The sequence below is a fragment of the Paenibacillus sp. sgz302148 genome, from assembly GCF_056120465.1.
The window spans coordinates 278,025-294,620 of sequence record NZ_JBVYOJ010000001.1 but is presented as its reverse complement, the minus strand read 5'-3'; the positions used below and the strand labels follow the sequence as shown (position 1 = coordinate 294,620).

Sequence of the window (16,596 nt, the reverse complement as noted above, 5' to 3'; positions counted from 1 at the left end):
AAACAGTATATACAATACGCAATATACCTGCAACAAGAATTTAGCGTGTGCTTGACGTGAAACGAACCCTATTTTAAAATTAGAGTAATTACTCTAAATGAGAGGGCGTGTAAACGGAGTGGGTGCCAAAGAACGAATCATTGAAACGGCTATTCGATTATTTAATGAGCAAGGGACAGGCAAAGTGTCGACGAATCATATCGCAGCCGCAGCCGGGATCAGTCCGGGCAACTTGTATTATCATTTTCACAACAAAGAGGAGATCGTTGGGGCCATTCTCGATCAAATGTATGCGAAATGGAGTCCGGTGTGGTCCATTGATCATGATGTGCGGCTGACACAAGAACATTTGCGCGGCCGCTTGATGGCGAATTTCGAGATTTTGTGGGACTTTCGTTTTTTTTACCGGGAAGCGATCGTGCTGCTGCTATCGGATGAAGCGCTAAAACAAAAGCATTTGCAGATGATGAACAGTAGATTAGCGGACCAAGAAGCTTTTGTCGGCCGCTTTGTTCAAGACGGAGTACTGCATTTTCCTCACGGTAGCGAGCAGCTTCGCAAACTGTTAACGTCTTGCTGGATCGTCGCAGGCAACTGGCTTGCCTTTTTGGAAATGAACGGCGAAACGGTCACCCCGGCGAAATTCTCGGAAGGTGTGGAGCTCATTTGGGCCATTCTTTTGCCTTATTTGGCCAATCATCCTGAAGGAGCTGAATAACGATGGCGTTATTGTCTCGAAGAGGTTTTCTGAAAGGAGCTGCGGCAGCTCTTGCCGTCGTAACCGCCGGCGGTTTTATCCGAGCCATCGACCAAGGCGGGTTCTCGACAGGAGAAGGGGCTGCCTACGAGCCCTGGCATGACTGGATGGAGGAAGAGGAAGGAGCGGACCCGCTTTTCAAGTTGATCAAAGCTTCTATTCTCGCGGCAAGCGCTCATAATACGCAACCGTGGTTATACAGAATTCGCGGGCGAGAAATCGATGTGTTTGCGGATGTGTCGCGTAATATCGGCGCCATGGATCCATATTATCGAGAAATGCATATCAGTTTGGGGTGTGCGATCGAAAATCTAATCATCGCGGCACATGCTAATGGATATGAACTAGAATTGAAATTATACCCGGGCGGACTGGGCCAGATTCAGGTGGCTACGATTTCGCTCGCGCAAGGAAAGTCTGCACCTTCGGAGTTGTTTCATGCGATCGGGTCGCGGCATACGAATCGATCGGCGTATGATACCGCTAAGAACGTGGACGCCATGGTGCTGCGGCAGTTGGAGCAGCTAAGCATGGATTTGCCTGACACCAAGCTTGTTTGGTTCGCCGATTCCCACAGGAAGGAAGAAATGGGGAACATCATCGTTCGAGCAACGGAAGCCATCATTGCCGATAAACGGCAAGCAGGCGACAGCCACAAATGGTATCGACACGATTGGGAAGAGCTTCAACTGCGAAAAGACGGGACTTCTATGGATGCGACAGGCAATTCCGGGTTGACTCGATTTTTCGGGAAAATGCTGCCGATCTCAGAGAAAACCTCGAATGAATATTGGCTGAAAATGACCAAGGAGCAGCATGTGCCTACCGCATCCGCATTCGGCACTCTACTCGTACATAATCAATCGGATCGCGTACAATTGCTGCAAGCCGGTATGGCATGGCAGCGAATGCATCTATGGGCGGCCAAGAACGGGCTGGCGATGCAGCCGTTGAATCAGCCGCATGAGAGGCAAGATCGTGAGCTGCAGCTGGGACTCAAGCCGGAAATTGGGCAAGCGCTGGAGAACTTAATTCAAGCCCCCGGCGATGAGGGAGTGTTCACGTTCCGTATAGGCTACCCCTTAAGCGAAGCATTGGCGAGTCCTAGACGTCCTGCGGAAGAAGTCGTGTTGGCAGGCTTTCAACAGACAGTTTGATTCGGGCGCCTCATCCCAAAACTTGAACAAAGACTCCAATACCACTGTTACAGTGGGGCTGGAGTCTTTATTTCTTAAGTGCTATGGCACCTTTTTAAAAAAATGATTGACAACAAAAGCGAACTCGAATATGATTCAATTAATAAATGAATGAATCATTCACTCAAATGTCGAAAAGGAGAAAATGCCATCATGAATACAAGCAAATCAACTGTCGAAGGCAAATTTATCGTCATTACGGGAGCGACCAGCGGCATTGGGCTGGCTGCCGCCAAACAGCTCGCGCGGCTAGGCGCTAATCTTGGGATCGTCGCTCGTAATGAGGCAAAGGCGAAAGAAGCCGTGGAGCAAATTAGAGCATTCGCCGGCGAACAAGTCCGCGTGGATGTGTTCTTGGGAGACATGGCTTCCCAACAGTCCGTTCGCCGGGTAGCGGCGGATATTCTGGACAGATGGCCCGGAATCGATATCCTGATCAACAACGCCGGAGCTATGTATGATTCGCACAAGTTCACCGAAGAAGGAATCGAGATGACCTGGGCGGTGAATCATCTGGCTTCGTTCCTGCTGACGACGCTGCTGCTGGACCGGATGAAGGAGAACGGACGCGCCCGTGTGATTACAACCGCATCCCATGGGCACAAGATGGCCCGCGACGGCATCCGCTTCGATGATCTAAACGCCGCGAAGCTATACAGTTTCCCGCGTATTCTCTTTGGCGGCGCCAGTTTGCGATATGGCGAAACGAAGCTGGCCAATGTCATGTTTACCGCGGAATTGGGAAGACGTCTTGACGGAACCGGGGTTACCGCAGCCTGTTACGATCCGGGGCTTGTTGCAACAAACTTCAATCAAAATAACGGCTGGCTGGCGCGATTGACGATGGCGGTCATGCGACGGTTTTCCCGAACGCCTGAGCAAGGGGCGGAAACATTGGTATGGCTGGCGGAATCGGACGAAATGAACGCATCGAGCGGTCACTATTATAGGGATTTGCAACGCGGTGTCACGTCGGAAGCCGCCAAGGACCGGAATGCGGCAAAGCGGTTATGGGAGGTGAGCGAGGCACAGATTCGGCAAAGATGAAGGGGATATGATTTAATCCTTAACGAAGGTTGACAAAACGTTCCAGAGTGGATATCATCGTATACATGAAAAATGAATGAATTATTCACTCACGAATAAACGGAGGATTTTTAACCATGAAGATGGATTCCAAAGACGAACGCAGGGACCAGATCAAACGGGCGGCGCTTAAAGTATTCGCGCAGAACGGCCTAATCGGCACGAAAATGAGCATGATCGCCAAGGAAGCGCATATTAGTGACGGGTTGTCGTACCGGTATTTCAAGTCGAAGGACGAAATTTTGGAGGAACTGGTGAAAGACGCAATCGACGGATCCAACGAAGCGTTCGATCTGATCCGGAGTATGCCGGGAACGCCCTTAGAAAAGGTACGTGTTTTGTCGAACGAAATTTTGCAGGAGGATAACCATCATTTTATTTTGATGCAGCAGGTCATGTCGGCGAACGATTTGCCGAAGGAAGTCGAGCAATTGACGAAAAGCTACGATTCGTCGGTTATGATCCACCATCTGGCATCCATCGTTGCCGCGGGACAAGAGGCGGGGCAATTCATAGACGGCAATCCGTGGGAGCTGGCCATGTGGTATTTGACCGCGATCACGGGGCTGATGAACCTGCAAACGGTCGATATTGAAGACTACAAGCGGCCGAGTGCCGATTTTATGATGCGATTGCTTGTCAAACCAAACCAAACTTAGAGAGTAGGGACACAAGTGAAAAAAGAAACGACGAACAAAACATTAATCATGATCGGATTGCTGCTGGGGCTCGTCTTCTCCGAGCTGGATCAAACGGCGGTATCGACGGCGCTGCCGACCATCATTCGCGATTTGCACGGCTTGGCGCTGTTCGGCTGGGTCGCGGGAATCTATATGCTGTCGATTACGATCTTCATGCCGATTTTCGGCAAACTGGCCGATTTGTATGGCCGCAAACGGATTTACTTGATTTGTGTCGCGATGTTCATGACCGGCTCGATTGTATGCGGATTTGCAGACTCGATGACCGCACTGCTGGTCGGAAGAGCCGTTCAAGGCGTTGGAGCAGGAGGACTCATGCCGCTCGCAATGATTATTATCGGCGATTCGTTTCCGCTGGAGCAGCGGGCGAAGGTGCAAAGCATGGTCGGTCCGATGCTGATTTTGCCGCAGTTGATCGGTCCGACGATCGGCGGATATTTTGTCAGCCATATCAATTGGCACTGGATTTTTCTGATCAACATTCCGGTTGGTTTGGTCGCGGCTTTCTTCGTCGCCAAAGGCTTGCGCGAAACGGTCAGCACGGAGAAAAAATCGATCGACTGGGCCGGAGCGAGCACGCTCGTTCTTGCCATGCTGTCGCTGCTGTTCGCGCCGGTTCTGATCGACGTCGCCGGTTATACGTGGTCGTCTCCGATCGTCATCGGTTTGCTTATTTTGTCTGCAATTCTGATCGTCTTGTTCGTTCGCATCGAATCCAAAGCGAAGGAGCCGATCATTCCGCTCGCTTTGTTCCGCAATCGGTCGGTAGTCGTGTTGTCGCTTATCGTTTTCGTTACGATGCTTGGCGTCATGGGAGGCATGTCCGGATTTCCATTTTTCGCCCAGAACGTGATGGGCTTATCGCCTACCGCTTCCGGATACCTCACGCTTGCCTTTATGGCCGGGGCGATCCCCGCCAGCATCTTGTGCGGGTTTCTAATTACGAAGATCGCCTACAAATATTTGTTCGTCACCTCGTTCGTTTTGCCGATTGTCGGTTACATCGTATTGTCTCAAATCAATGTGAGCACGACCGTCCTCTATATTATCGTCGCCTTCTTCATTCTAGGCCTTGGCATCGGAGTACTGTTCGGCAGCGATAATCTGATCGTGCAGGAAACGGTTGACAAAGAGCACACGGGAGTAGGCGTCGCAACGGTGCAGCTGTTCCAGTCGCTTGGCGCCACGCTTGGATTCAGCATTTTCGGCAGCTTGCTCTCCCGCAACATTCACGGCGGCATTGCCGGATTATCCGGCCAGTTCCCGGCCGGGACGTCGGAGTCGATCATGAACGGCGGCATTCCGGCCGGATTATCGGCAGGGCTCATCGAACAGATCAAAACAGTGTTCGCAGAAGCGTTCCAGTTCATGTTCCTGATCGGCGCGATTTTCGCCGCGGCGGCGTTTGTCATCTGCTGGTTCATGAAGAAGGAAGTGCTGACGCCACAGCAGGAAGCGGAGCCGGCGGCCGTCGCAAGCTAAAGGCGGTTTCGTTTATCGTAATGTTAGCGTAATTTAGACTCAATAAAGCAAGGGGTGCTACGATTCGAACGATATCGTTGTGTTATCGTTGTCGGGCAGCCCTTGTTTGTTTGTCTGGACGGCACGTTTATAGAAGCAGAGTAAGCGTCATGTTGACCGCATTGTCGATAAAAGACCGGTCGGGACGGGATTTCATCAGCACCGTAAGGCCGATCAACGATACGACGAGCGTTTGGGCCACTGCCGTCGCGTCGAGATCATGACGAAGCTCGCCCGATCGGATGCCCCGTTCGATTGTTTCCTGGAAAATGGCGGCCAAATACATTTGATGCTCTCTTGTAAGCACTTCGAACTTTGCGTCGTGAGGCGCAAGCTCCACCATCGTATTGATGCAGAAGCAGCCCCGGCTCGGTCCATCCGCATATTCCTCCGCGACAATACCTTCAAAAAAGGAACGAAACGCTTCCTTGGCGGAAGCCGCTTTTTGCAGCCGCGTCCGTGCGCTTGCTGCATGGTGCTGCGTGTAGTTGCGAAGCGCCGCCTCGAACAGCTCCTTCTTGTCTCCGAAAGCGGAATAGATGCTCGGGCGCTGGATCCCCATTCTGGCCGTCAAATCACTAATGGAAGTTGCCTCGTACCCTTTCTCCCAGAAAAGCTGCATGGCCGCCTCGAGCGCTTTCCCCTCGTCAAATTCTCGGATTCGCACCATCGGTTCACCTTCTTTTCATAACGTTCAGTATGTTATTATCATAAGTTTCTATTAGTGTTTTTGTCAAATGTATTGACTTTATTGCTGACGATAATATATATTTTTTGACAATATAACATACCGATCGGTACGTTATGAAAAATAAATAAATGTTCTTTACTTTTGAGGAGGGGTATCGTTGGAAAAGCTTGAAGAATTTCAACCGACCGTTATCTCTAGTTCAGCCGGGGAGGAGGCGAAAGTCAAGAGCGAGGAGCGCGTTACGGCAGACGCGGGGCATGCCCCGACGCTCTCCCGTTCCGTCACGTTGTTGTTCACTGCCGCCAGCGGGCTGGCCGTCTCCAACATTTATTTCGCCCAGCCGCTGCTGGATGCGATCGCGGACGACTTGGGCATCGGCCATCCCTACGTCGGCGAGATCATCACGATGACTCAAATTTGTTATGCGCTGGGGCTTTTTTTCCTCGTGCCGCTTGGAGATTTTCTCGATCGCCGCCGGCTTGTCGTCGGTCAGCTGCTTCTCTCCGTTGTCGGTCTGACTCTTGTGAGCATGGCGCCGAACAGCGCCCTTCTGCTGGCGGGAATGGCGATGGTCGGTTTGCTTGCCGTCGTCGTTCAGGTGCTTGTCGCTTATGCGGCGACATTGGCCGGTCCGGCGGATCGAGGTCGCGCGGTGGGACTCGTGACGAGCGGCGTCGTCACCGGAATTTTACTGGCGCGTACGGCGGCCGGCATCATTGCCGATTTGGCCGGTTGGCGCGCGGTTTACGTTGTATCTGCTGTAGTCACCCTGCTCATGGCAATCTTGTTATTCCGCGTGCTGCCGTCTTCCCCGCAATCGAAGGTGTCGATGTCGTACCCGCAGTTGCTGCGATCGGTATTGCAGCTATTCGTCGAGGTGCCTATCTTGCGGGTGCGCGCCGTCCTTTGCTTGCTAATCTTCGCCGCCTTCAGCATCCTGTGGACGTCGCTGGTGCTGCCGCTTAGCGCGCCGCCGCTAGCGCTTTCGCATACGGCCATCGGCTCGTTCGGCTTGGCCGGCGTAGCGGGGGCGCTGGCCGCCGCGAGAGCGGGACGGCTGGCCGACCGCGGATTGGGGCAGCGCACGACCTTCATCGCATTATGCCTGCTGGTCGCCTCGTGGCTGCCGATTGGCATGGCCGAACATTCGTTATGGGCGCTCGCCGCCGGCGTCATCGCTTTTGATTTTGCGGTGCAGGCCGTGCACGTGACCAACCAGTCGATGATTTTGGCTGTCCGCCCCGAGGCACGCAGCCGTCTGACGGCGGGGTATATGATCTTTTATTCGATCGGCAGCGCGACCGGCTCGATCAGTTCGACCGTTGTCTACGCACATGCCGGTTGGGTCGGGGTCTGCTGGCTCGGCGCTTCGGTCAGCGCGTTGGCTTTGCTATTTTGGGCGGTCACCCGCAGGTGATATCCGGCAAATTGGGCTACGACCCGCGAATTCATACGGGTTGGCGCAATGCACGCTTTTTTCCCAAGTTAAAGCTGACGAAAGCGGCCGCTAATCCGATTTGGAGGTATTTCCCACGGTGCCTGTGTCGGTCGAATATTCGTTAACGGAAAAAGGCCGCGATTTTCTTACCGCATTGAAGGAAATGGAGAAATGGGCCGTTAAGTGGAAAAGCGGTGAAGGCATTGAACCGGCAGGTTAAATGTAATTCAGAAAGTGTTGACAAATCAAAAACAGTACCCTATAATAGCCATTAATTGATAACCAAATGTTACGATTAGAAATAGTAGAAGTGAACAGACCTTTCAGAGAGCCGTTGGTTGGTGGGAAACGGCAGCGTCGATCATTTCGAACTCGTCTATGAACAGCTGCCTGAACATGAGCATCATGTAGGGTCAGACGGAATTCCACCGTTACAGGGATAGATGGTGATGGCCATCGAATGAGCTCATTTCTTCGGAAATGAATTAGAGTGGTACCGCGGGTTAACCTCGTCTCTAGATTTTAGAGACGGGGTTTTTTTGTTGGTTAAATTCCGGGTTTAACCAACGAGATACCTTGATATATAAATTATTGAGCATGCATAGGAGGAAATGGATATGACCCGAAAAATTATAGTGTTGGATACGACTTTGCGCGACGGCGAACAGGTGCCGGGAGCCAAATTGAACGTACATCAAAAAATCGAATTCGCCCAGCAATTGAAGCGTCTTCGTGTCGATATGATCGAAGCGGGTTTTCCCGCCTCTTCCGCAGGTGATTTTCATTCCGTACAGGAGATCGCACGCATTGCCGGCGACACCGTATCGATTACCGCATTGGCACGCGCGGTGAAAAACGATATCGATGCCGTATACGAAAGCATCAAGCTTGCCCAAAATCCTTTTATCCATATCGTGCTGGGCACGTCCAACATTCATGTGGAGAAAAAGTTCAACCGCTCGAAGGATGCTGTTATGCAAATGGGCGTGGATGCTGTCAAATATGCGAAAACGCTGCTGTCCGAGGTGCAATATTCGACAGAGGATGCATCGCGGTCGGATTTTGAATATTTGTGGAAAACGATCGAAGCCGTCGTCAAAGCCGGAGCGACGATCATCAACGTGCCGGATACGGTCGGATACGCCGTGCCGGAAGAATTCGGCGAGTTGATTCGGAAAATCAACGATCGGCTCAAAAACTTGAACGACAGCGTCATCTTGAGCGTTCATTGCCATAACGACCTGGGCCTCGCGACGGCGAATACGCTGAGCGCGATCAAGAACGGCGCCGAGAAAGTCGAAGTAACGATTAACGGCTTGGGCGAACGGGCGGGCAACACTTCGCTCGAAGAAGTGGTCATGGGGATTAAGGTTCGCGAGAACCATTTTGGCTGCCATACGAATATCAATACGCAGGAGCTGCTTCGTACGTCGAGACTGCTGACCCATCTGACAGGATTGGACGTTCAGGTGAACAAAGCGATTACGGGCGAGAACGCATTCGCACATTCCTCCGGCATTCATCAGGACGGCTTGCTGAAGGATAAGCAGGTCTACGAAATTATGTCACCCGAAGAGGTCGGCGTAGACAGCATGGAGCTGATCTTGACGGCCCGTTCCGGCCGGCACGCCTTCAAGAACGCTGTTGAGAAGATGGGCTTCGAAACGGGAGATGCGGAAGATTTCGAGAAGCTGTTCCAGAAGTTCCTTGCCTTGGCCGACGCCAAAAAAGAGGTGTACGATCACGATGTATTCTATCTTGTGACCGAACATCATGAAATTTCGCAAACAAGCCATCACTTGTACGAATTGGAGTCGTTCCAGGTGATCAGCAACGATCAGCTCCCGACGGCTACCGTTGCTTTGAAGAAAGGCGGCGAAACGATCCGTGACAGTGCAGTGGGCGACGGCCCGATCGATGCGCTGTACGGCGTCATCAAATCGCTGGTAGGCATTGACGTACAACTGAAGGATTACAAAATAAACAGCCTTTCGCGAGGCAAAGAAGCCGTCGGCCGGGTTAACATCCGCATCGAATACGAGGGTAAAACCTATTCCGGACGCGCGATGGATACCGATATTATCAAAGCCAGCGCACTCGCCTTTCTGAACGGCATCAATGCCGTTATGCTGGATGCGGGGAATGACTTACAGGCATAACATGAAAAGAGGGACTCCGGGATCTTCCGGTGTCCCTTTTGTTCGGTTTGGCACATTTATCCCATTCGATCGATAATATCCCTATATGGTTTTATCCTCTTATTCTGTTTTGATAGGAATTATTCATATTACAATTAGAGTACTTGCATAAACGCTTGCTTTCAATTTATTGGAAAATAGTGCTGTCATGCAAAAAAATAATGACATGTCATGAGTTGGAAAAATTACAATCATGAAAGCGTATCACAAATCGTAATACAAATACTGACCTTACCCCCTTGGGGAATACAAAAAATGCGATATTAATGCGGCCTTAGGGCCGCTTTTTTGATTATTGCGATGCATCGATTTGCTCAATGATGTGTCATTTTGAAGAAGTTTTCGTTATTTAGGATGATGGAAATGTAAGTAATAATGAGTATTTCAAAAACATAATATTCGTCTTGTGTGGTTGAACGCACATGGAAAACAGACTGGTTGGTTTCACACAAAATTTTTCAATGCATATTTTACTAGGTATTGAAAACGGGAGGAGGATATATAGCAAATCAACATATCGAAGCAGAAATGCTTGGTTATTTTGTTGCGGGAAAAATGTGAATTACATGGAAAAATAATGCTTGACTGGCTACAAAATGTATTTTATGATTCGGTCTGGAGATACGCTTTGTATCACGAAAGTGTATCAATATAACGAGAGGAGCTTTAATTAATGAACCGCACTTCGAAAAGAACAAGAAGAAGCATTCACTTATTGCTGCTAACCGTTATGCTACTTGCAGCACTGGCATTTCCTGCGGGATTTGCAAATGCTCAATCCGCTTCAGCATCCGATATCGAGGGGCATTGGGCAAACAAGGAAATATCGGCTTGGATTGAAGGAGGACTTGTATCAGGTTATTCAGATGGCACATTCAAACCGAACAATGCGATTACAAGAGCTGAATTTGCCGCATTAGTAAACAGATCGTTCAAATTGATTGACAAGGCAGCTATTTCATTCACGGATGTCAATAAAGATGCCTGGTACTATCCGGAAATTGAAAAAGCGAAAAAAGCCGGATACATGAATGGATATAGCGACGGTACAGTAAAACCAAACGCAAACATTACGCGAGAAGAAGTAGCCTCTATCGTTGCTCGGCTCAAAGCATTAGATGAGGATGCAAGCGGAGCAAGCGATTTTACTGATTCAGCCGCTTTCTCCAACTGGAGTAAAGGCTACATAGGCGCAGCAGTAAAGGCTGGTTTCATGAAGGGATACCCTGATGGAAGCTTTAAACCTCAGAACACGATTACAAGAGCAGAGTCTGTTGTCGTCTTGAATAATGCGCTAGGCCAAAAGGGCGGAACAAAAGAAGAGCCGAAAGAAGAACCGAAAGAAACAAAAAGCGTGACGATCGAAGCCATCAAAGATCAAAAAGTCAATGTTAACGCTACGGCAAAAGTAACTGTAAAAACGGTGCCGGGAGATGCCAAAGTAACCGTCCAAAGCAGTGACGATAAAGTAGCGACGGCTACCTTGAAAGGCGCTGATGTTGAAGTCAAAGGCGTTAAAGCGGGAACGGTAACCGTTACAGTGACAGCTAAGAAAGACGGCATGAAGGATGGAGTGGCCACGTTTAAGGTAACAGTCGAAAACGCAGCTGTCAGCGGTGGTGGCGGTGGCGGCGGTGGTGGCAACCCAGGAGGCAATCCAGGTGGCAATCCGGGTGGCAATCCAGGCGGGGGCACTCAAACTAATGAAAAACCTGTCATTAAGGTAGTAGAGCCGGATAACGTAAATGACGGAGTCATTACGCTTAAAGTAGGTGATCGATTCGTGGCGCCAACGGTTACTGCGACGGATAAGGAAGATGGAAATATTACGCACAAAATCGTTAAAACGGGTGAAGATCGTGTAGATACCTCTAAAGCCGGCGATTATCCGCTTACTTACAACGTTAAAGATTCGCAGAATCTTGCGGCTGATGAGCGCAAAGTAACGGTAAAAGTAGTAGCGCCTGTAATGGCAACAGCGAATATTACAGTACAACTCGGGGCACTGGATTCAAAGAGAATTACTGTAAATTCTGCATCGGTTGGAGAAAAATTCAAAGTAGAAGAATCCGATTCAGTCGAGGCTTTTAAAACAGCAATCACTGTGCTCACTTCAAAAGACACCCAAATCGTCATGATTCGTGATGCTGCTGGTAAAGAACTTGGCAGGATTACGGTTGATGTGAGTAAGGAAAGTACAAAAGACTATACGTTTGAAGTTCAGGGCAATCAAAAACCTGTCATCAAGGTTGTCGAGCCGGACGGCACGAATGATGGAATCATAACACTTAAAGTAGGAGATCAATTCGTAGCACCAACTGTAACTGCCAATGATCCGGAAGATGGAGACATTACTAACCGGATCGTTAAGAAAGGCGAAGGGCAGGTTGATACCTCCAAGGTTGGTGAATATCCGCTTACTTACAATGTTAAGGATTCACAAAATCTTGCCGCCGATGAACAAAAAGTAACAGTAAAAGTAGTGACGAATAAGACGGTTACGGCAACTGCAAATATAACAGTGCAAGCGGGGCTAATGGAAGCAAAAAGAATTACTGTAAATCATTCGAACGCTGGAGCCCAATTCAAAACAGAAGAATCCGATTCAGTCGAGAATTTTGGGAAAGTAATCACAGTGTTCTCTTCAAAAGAAACACAGATCGTTACGATTCTGGATGCTGCAGGCAAAGTACTGGGCACGATTACAGTTGATGTAAGTAAGGAAAGTACAAAAGACTATACGTTCGAATCTCTGTATCCTACTGCAGAAATAACTGTGCAAACCGGTGCATTGGATGCAAAGAAGATTACTGTAAAAAATTCAACGGTTGGAACCAAATTCAAAGTAGAAGAATCCGATTCAGTCGAGTCTTTTGGAAAAGAAATCACTGTGTTTCCAACAAAAAACACGCAAATCATTACGATTCTGGATGCTGCAGGCAAAGTACTTGGCACAATTACGGTTGATGTAAGTAAAGCCAGTACAAATATCCATACGTTCGAAGCTCATGGTGACGGCAACCCGCCAAATCAGAAACCGGTTATTACGGTCGTTGAGCCAGACAATATAAACGATGGAATCATTACACTTAAAGTTGGAGATCAATTCGAAGTACCAACCGTAACTGCCAATGATCCCGAAGATGGAATTATTACGGACCGGATCATTAAGACAGGGGAAGATCAGGTTGATACCTCTAAAGTTGGAGAATATGTGCTTACTTACAATGTTAAGGATTCAAAAAATCTTGCGGCCGTTGAACGCAAAGTAACAGTAAAAGTAGTGTCGACTGCTCCAGATACGGCCACAGCGGAAATAAAAGTGGAATCGGCATTGGGATTTAAAAGAATTACTGTAATTTCTTCAACGGTTGGAGCCAAGTTCAAAGTACAAGGTGCCGGGGAGGCTACTGTAATCGGAAAAGATAATTTCGTTGACGTATTTGCTCCCGAAGAAACTGAACGGAATGTTTCAATTCTGGATAATACCGGAAATGTAATCGGTACGATCACAGTAAATATAAAGGAAAATAACACCAAAATTTACACGTTCGAAGTTCAGAAATAAGAATCAAACAATTCCTTGGATTAGATGTCATTGTACATTTAATTAATAAAACAATTATTATAGGGAGGATATTTTTCGTGAAAAGAAAAAAAGTGAGAAAATTCACCAAAGTCGCAACACTAACCGCAGCAGCTACCATGTTATTTAGTTCAACTGCGGCAGCACTGCCTGCGAGCACAGTAGTTATCGGAAACAAAGCTTTCTCCATCGATGCGCTATTCAGTGGTAATACACAAGAAATCCAAAATGCCTTGAATGCGGCGAATGGAAAACTGTATTTCAATAATCCGGGTCAAACAACTGGGTTTGTAGGACTGTTTAACAGGCAAGCTATAACAGACGCACAAAAGGCAGAATTAAGCAACATTCTTTACACGGATGCCAATGGAAAGAAATCTACTTTTAGAAACTTCGACGATCTTGTCGGCGAAGAAGTAGAAGCAGAAATTACGGTTTTGAGCGCTAAAGCTTTGACAGGCACAACGATTGAGGTAAAATTCTCGGATAATGTAACCAAACAGTTTACGGTGTCGCCCTTAAGTAACGGCACTAACAATGTAACTGTTAAATATCTAGGTAATGACTATGTTGTCTCTGTAAACTACACTCCACCTGTAGTTGGGGCAACGGCTGTTGAAAAGATCGAATTTGTAAACTACCGCAACATTAAAGTAACCTTCAACGATGTAGTTGACCATGCAAGTGCCGTAAATCCGAATAACTACTACATGGAAATCGTAGACGGAGATGCGAAGTATGGACTCCTTCCTACACTGCAAGACAGCAACCAGTTGAGCCAGATCCAAACGACTTATCCTGGCGACTGGTGGAAGGATCACATCGTAGCAACCAATGTTAACGGAAAAACGGAAGTCAATATCTATCTTCCGGAAGATGCACGTTTTACGAATGTCGTGGATGCTGAACTAGGTACTTACCCTCATCCGGTAGGGGCTGAGGATGCCGAAAGAACATTAACAGTTGAGCTTCAAACCTCCAAGCCTGGACCTGTCATTCTTAAACCATTGACGAAGGACGTTAGTGTCAATGTTGCCGTGCGCAACGTGAAGGATAAGAATGGCAAGCTGACGATTAATACGGCTGTAAAGCCAATCCGAATTTTGGATGAAGTGAAACCTGAGCTTCTGGATGTGAGTGTGATTAAAGCTCAGCCAAACTTTGGTGCGGCAGGAGGCAGCGCTATAGCCGGTGCGGCTAAAGGTAAGGATCTTGGCAACTTCGAATTGTTCCGGTCCGACAAACAAGTCGGCGAACAACTGCTGTTCACTTATTCCGAGCCTGTATTCGATACGCATGATCTGGACAAATCCGATTTTGAAAGATTGAGAAACGTTCAGTTGTATGTGAATGGCAAGCTCGTCGCTTCCCGCAGCCAAGGCAATCTGGATCAATTCATGAAATTCCAAATGGGTGCGGACGCCACTTATACAGGCGCGAAGCAAGTTGTATTGGATGTCGAAGCAGCGGTGAAGGCTGCGCCTAACGAACCGTTTATGACAGGTAAAAACTATACCATCCGTATGGTTGGCGTGACGGACCTTGCAGGCAATATCGAAGTATCCTCCGAGCACTACTTTGATGTGAAATTCAAGGATGATGCTTCCGTACCACCTGTCATTGTTAAGCCAGTAGTGAAGGAGATTGTCCAAGTCGCCGACAACATCTTCCGGGTAGAGTTTAACCGGGCGGGCGCCCAAGGCGTGCTGGCGATCGAAAATCCGGATGGCGAAGGCATAGGATTCTGGGCAACGATGCCGATTCCGAAGTCGGCTCTATCCAGCAATGGCAAGTATTACTCTTATGTTGCGGTACCGGCCGTTGATAACGAGCCTATTGACTATATCCCTACCGGTGTATTCCAAGACCAAGTGCTTGCTTATGACGGGCAAAATTCCATCAATAGAACGGTTCGTGCACAAAATATCGTCGTGAATAACGATCCGGTTTCGTCGCAACCGGTTGTGGGCGATGATTACACGCAAAGCTATATGAAACTTGTCGACGATACTTTGGCTCCGGTCGTCGTTAATCCGGATCAGAATATCGCATATGAAACTCGTGGTGCTAGCCTCACGCTTCAAGTCAAGGATGTCATTCCGGAACAGTGGAGAGCGGATTCCAACCTGCATTTCTGGGTCAGCCCGGTTGCATATGAATATGATGCCGGCTCCAAGCGATTCGGAAATAAAATCGTACTTGACCAAACGAATTCCGATACGTATTTGCCAGTTAAGGTATCTTATGTCGATGCAAACAACGCCAAGCATATAGCTATGGTTTCCAACCGCGACTTGAGGCCGCACGACTACGGCATTGAAGGTACGGACCTGAATCCTGGTGGGCCAGGCAATATTACGTATGATTACACCAATGATTTGATCAACCTGGATCTAAGCATGTATCCGCAATTGCTGGATCGTGACGGTAAGCTTGTAGCAGGCGTAAACTATACGGTGGAGTTCCCTTCGGGATATTTCACGGACGCGCCTAAGGATATCAACTTCCAGTATGACGGTGGTCAAAATCCGCTGTCCGACGTTGGCTTCGACTTCGAATTCGCCGGAAATTCGTATGACATCCTGCACGTTGATGACGCACGTGACGATGACGATTACTTCTGGTGGTTCCAAATCGATGAAGGTTTAGGATTCACCTCCAATGCGCAAACCGCAATTGTTAAGGTTGATCCAAAGCCTCCAGGTCAAGAACCGGGGCAATACGTACCTCAAACGAGCAAGCAATTGATCAACTACGATGAGCCTACGCAATCGATGAAGATCGAGTTCACGGGTACGATTAAAGTGGATACTTTGAAGAACAAGGAGAACTACATCATCGATGGAAAAACGCTTGCGGATTGGGATACCGAGCTCGGCACAGATACGGTCATTGACTATGTAGTCAATAACAGCAATCCTAATGACGTGCGTCAATATGCCGTATTCAAAGTTCCTCAAGACAGCATTGCGGAAAACGGTGATTACGAGATCATCGTTCGCGGCGTAACGGCACCGGACGGCGGTATGATGACTGAGGTACAAACCGTAGTCGGACTTCGCGACAACACTCGTCCGGTCGTAACAAGCGCGATCGTTACGGGCGAAAAACAAATCCTGCTCACCTTCAACGAACCGGTTCGTTATCATGTCGATCCTGCATTGAAAGCTGATCCAATCTCGACAGCCAATAACTTTAAGGTTACGATCGGCGGTCAAGTATGGACTGTAGTTACTGCAGTACTTCCTGCCGGCGGCGATACGAATCGTGAAATCGTCTTGAACCTGGGCAACGTGATTCCTGCAAACGGAGATATCACGGTTGAAGTTGTCGAAGATCAGAACAACAACATTCTGGTCATCGACAAATCCGAGAACAAAAATCCGCTGAAGAAAGCGATCTACAATGTAACAAGACCTTAA

10 protein-coding genes, 1 pseudogene and 1 other annotated feature are annotated in these 16,596 nt (G+C 48.6%); of the genes and pseudogenes, 10 read left to right on the top strand and 1 reads right to left on the bottom strand.

The window, feature by feature from the left end; genetic code table 11:
- Positions 1–97: 97 nt before the first annotated feature.
- From AC0LWM_RS01440 to AC0LWM_RS01420, 5 genes are all read left to right on the top strand, one after another.
- Entirely contained in the window at positions 98–718 is a 621-nt protein-coding gene (locus AC0LWM_RS01440; RefSeq protein ID WP_474673119.1) for a TetR/AcrR family transcriptional regulator, read from the top strand.
- 2 nt (positions 719–720) lie between these two features.
- Positions 721–1,914, top strand: a complete 1,194-nt coding sequence (locus tag AC0LWM_RS01435; protein ID WP_474673118.1) for an Acg family FMN-binding oxidoreductase — start codon at positions 721–723, stop codon at positions 1,912–1,914.
- A gap of 192 nt (positions 1,915–2,106) precedes the next feature.
- The gene (locus AC0LWM_RS01430) at positions 2,107–3,000 is read left to right on the top strand and encodes an SDR family oxidoreductase (protein WP_474673117.1); all 894 of its coding nucleotides are present in this window, start codon (positions 2,107–2,109) and stop codon (positions 2,998–3,000) included.
- A gap of 116 nt (positions 3,001–3,116) precedes the next feature.
- Positions 3,117–3,698 carry a TetR/AcrR family transcriptional regulator gene (locus AC0LWM_RS01425; RefSeq protein WP_474673116.1) on the top strand — a complete coding sequence of 194 codons (582 nt, stop codon included), beginning with the start codon at positions 3,117–3,119 and terminating at the stop codon, positions 3,696–3,698.
- 15 nt (positions 3,699–3,713) lie between these two features.
- Positions 3,714–5,222 (top strand): MDR family MFS transporter, encoded by a 1,509-nt coding sequence (locus AC0LWM_RS01420; protein WP_474673115.1) that lies wholly within the window; start codon positions 3,714–3,716, stop codon positions 5,220–5,222.
- Positions 5,223–5,349: 127 nt separating this feature from the next.
- Here AC0LWM_RS01420 and AC0LWM_RS01415 read toward each other — a convergent pair whose 3' ends face one another.
- The gene (locus AC0LWM_RS01415; protein WP_474673114.1) at positions 5,350–5,931 is read right to left on the bottom strand and encodes a TetR/AcrR family transcriptional regulator; all 582 of its coding nucleotides are present in this window, start codon (positions 5,929–5,931) and stop codon (positions 5,350–5,352) included.
- 178 nt (positions 5,932–6,109) lie between these two features.
- Here AC0LWM_RS01415 and AC0LWM_RS01410 point away from each other — a divergent pair, with 178 nt between their 5' ends.
- The 5 genes and pseudogenes from AC0LWM_RS01410 (at position 6,110) to AC0LWM_RS01390 (ending at position 16,596) form a co-directional block, all read left to right on the top strand.
- Positions 6,110–7,369 (top strand): MFS transporter, encoded by a 1,260-nt coding sequence (locus tag AC0LWM_RS01410; RefSeq protein WP_474673113.1) that lies wholly within the window; start codon positions 6,110–6,112, stop codon positions 7,367–7,369.
- 103 nt (positions 7,370–7,472) lie between these two features.
- Positions 7,473–7,610: pseudogene (locus AC0LWM_RS01405) on the top strand (winged helix-turn-helix transcriptional regulator); the annotation flags it as partial.
- 62 nt (positions 7,611–7,672) lie between these two features.
- Positions 7,673–7,910 (top strand) — a binding site (T-box leader).
- Positions 7,911–8,007: 97 nt separating this feature from the next.
- On the top strand, positions 8,008–9,549 hold the full coding sequence (locus AC0LWM_RS01400) for a 2-isopropylmalate synthase (protein WP_474673112.1): 1,542 nt from the start codon (positions 8,008–8,010) through the stop codon (positions 9,547–9,549).
- A gap of 712 nt (positions 9,550–10,261) precedes the next feature.
- A complete protein-coding gene (locus tag AC0LWM_RS01395; RefSeq protein ID WP_474673111.1) occupies positions 10,262–13,156 on the top strand; it encodes an S-layer homology domain-containing protein in 2,895 nt (964 codons plus the stop codon).
- 77 nt (positions 13,157–13,233) lie between these two features.
- Positions 13,234–16,596, top strand: a complete 3,363-nt coding sequence (locus tag AC0LWM_RS01390; protein WP_474673110.1) for a hypothetical protein — start codon at positions 13,234–13,236, stop codon at positions 16,594–16,596.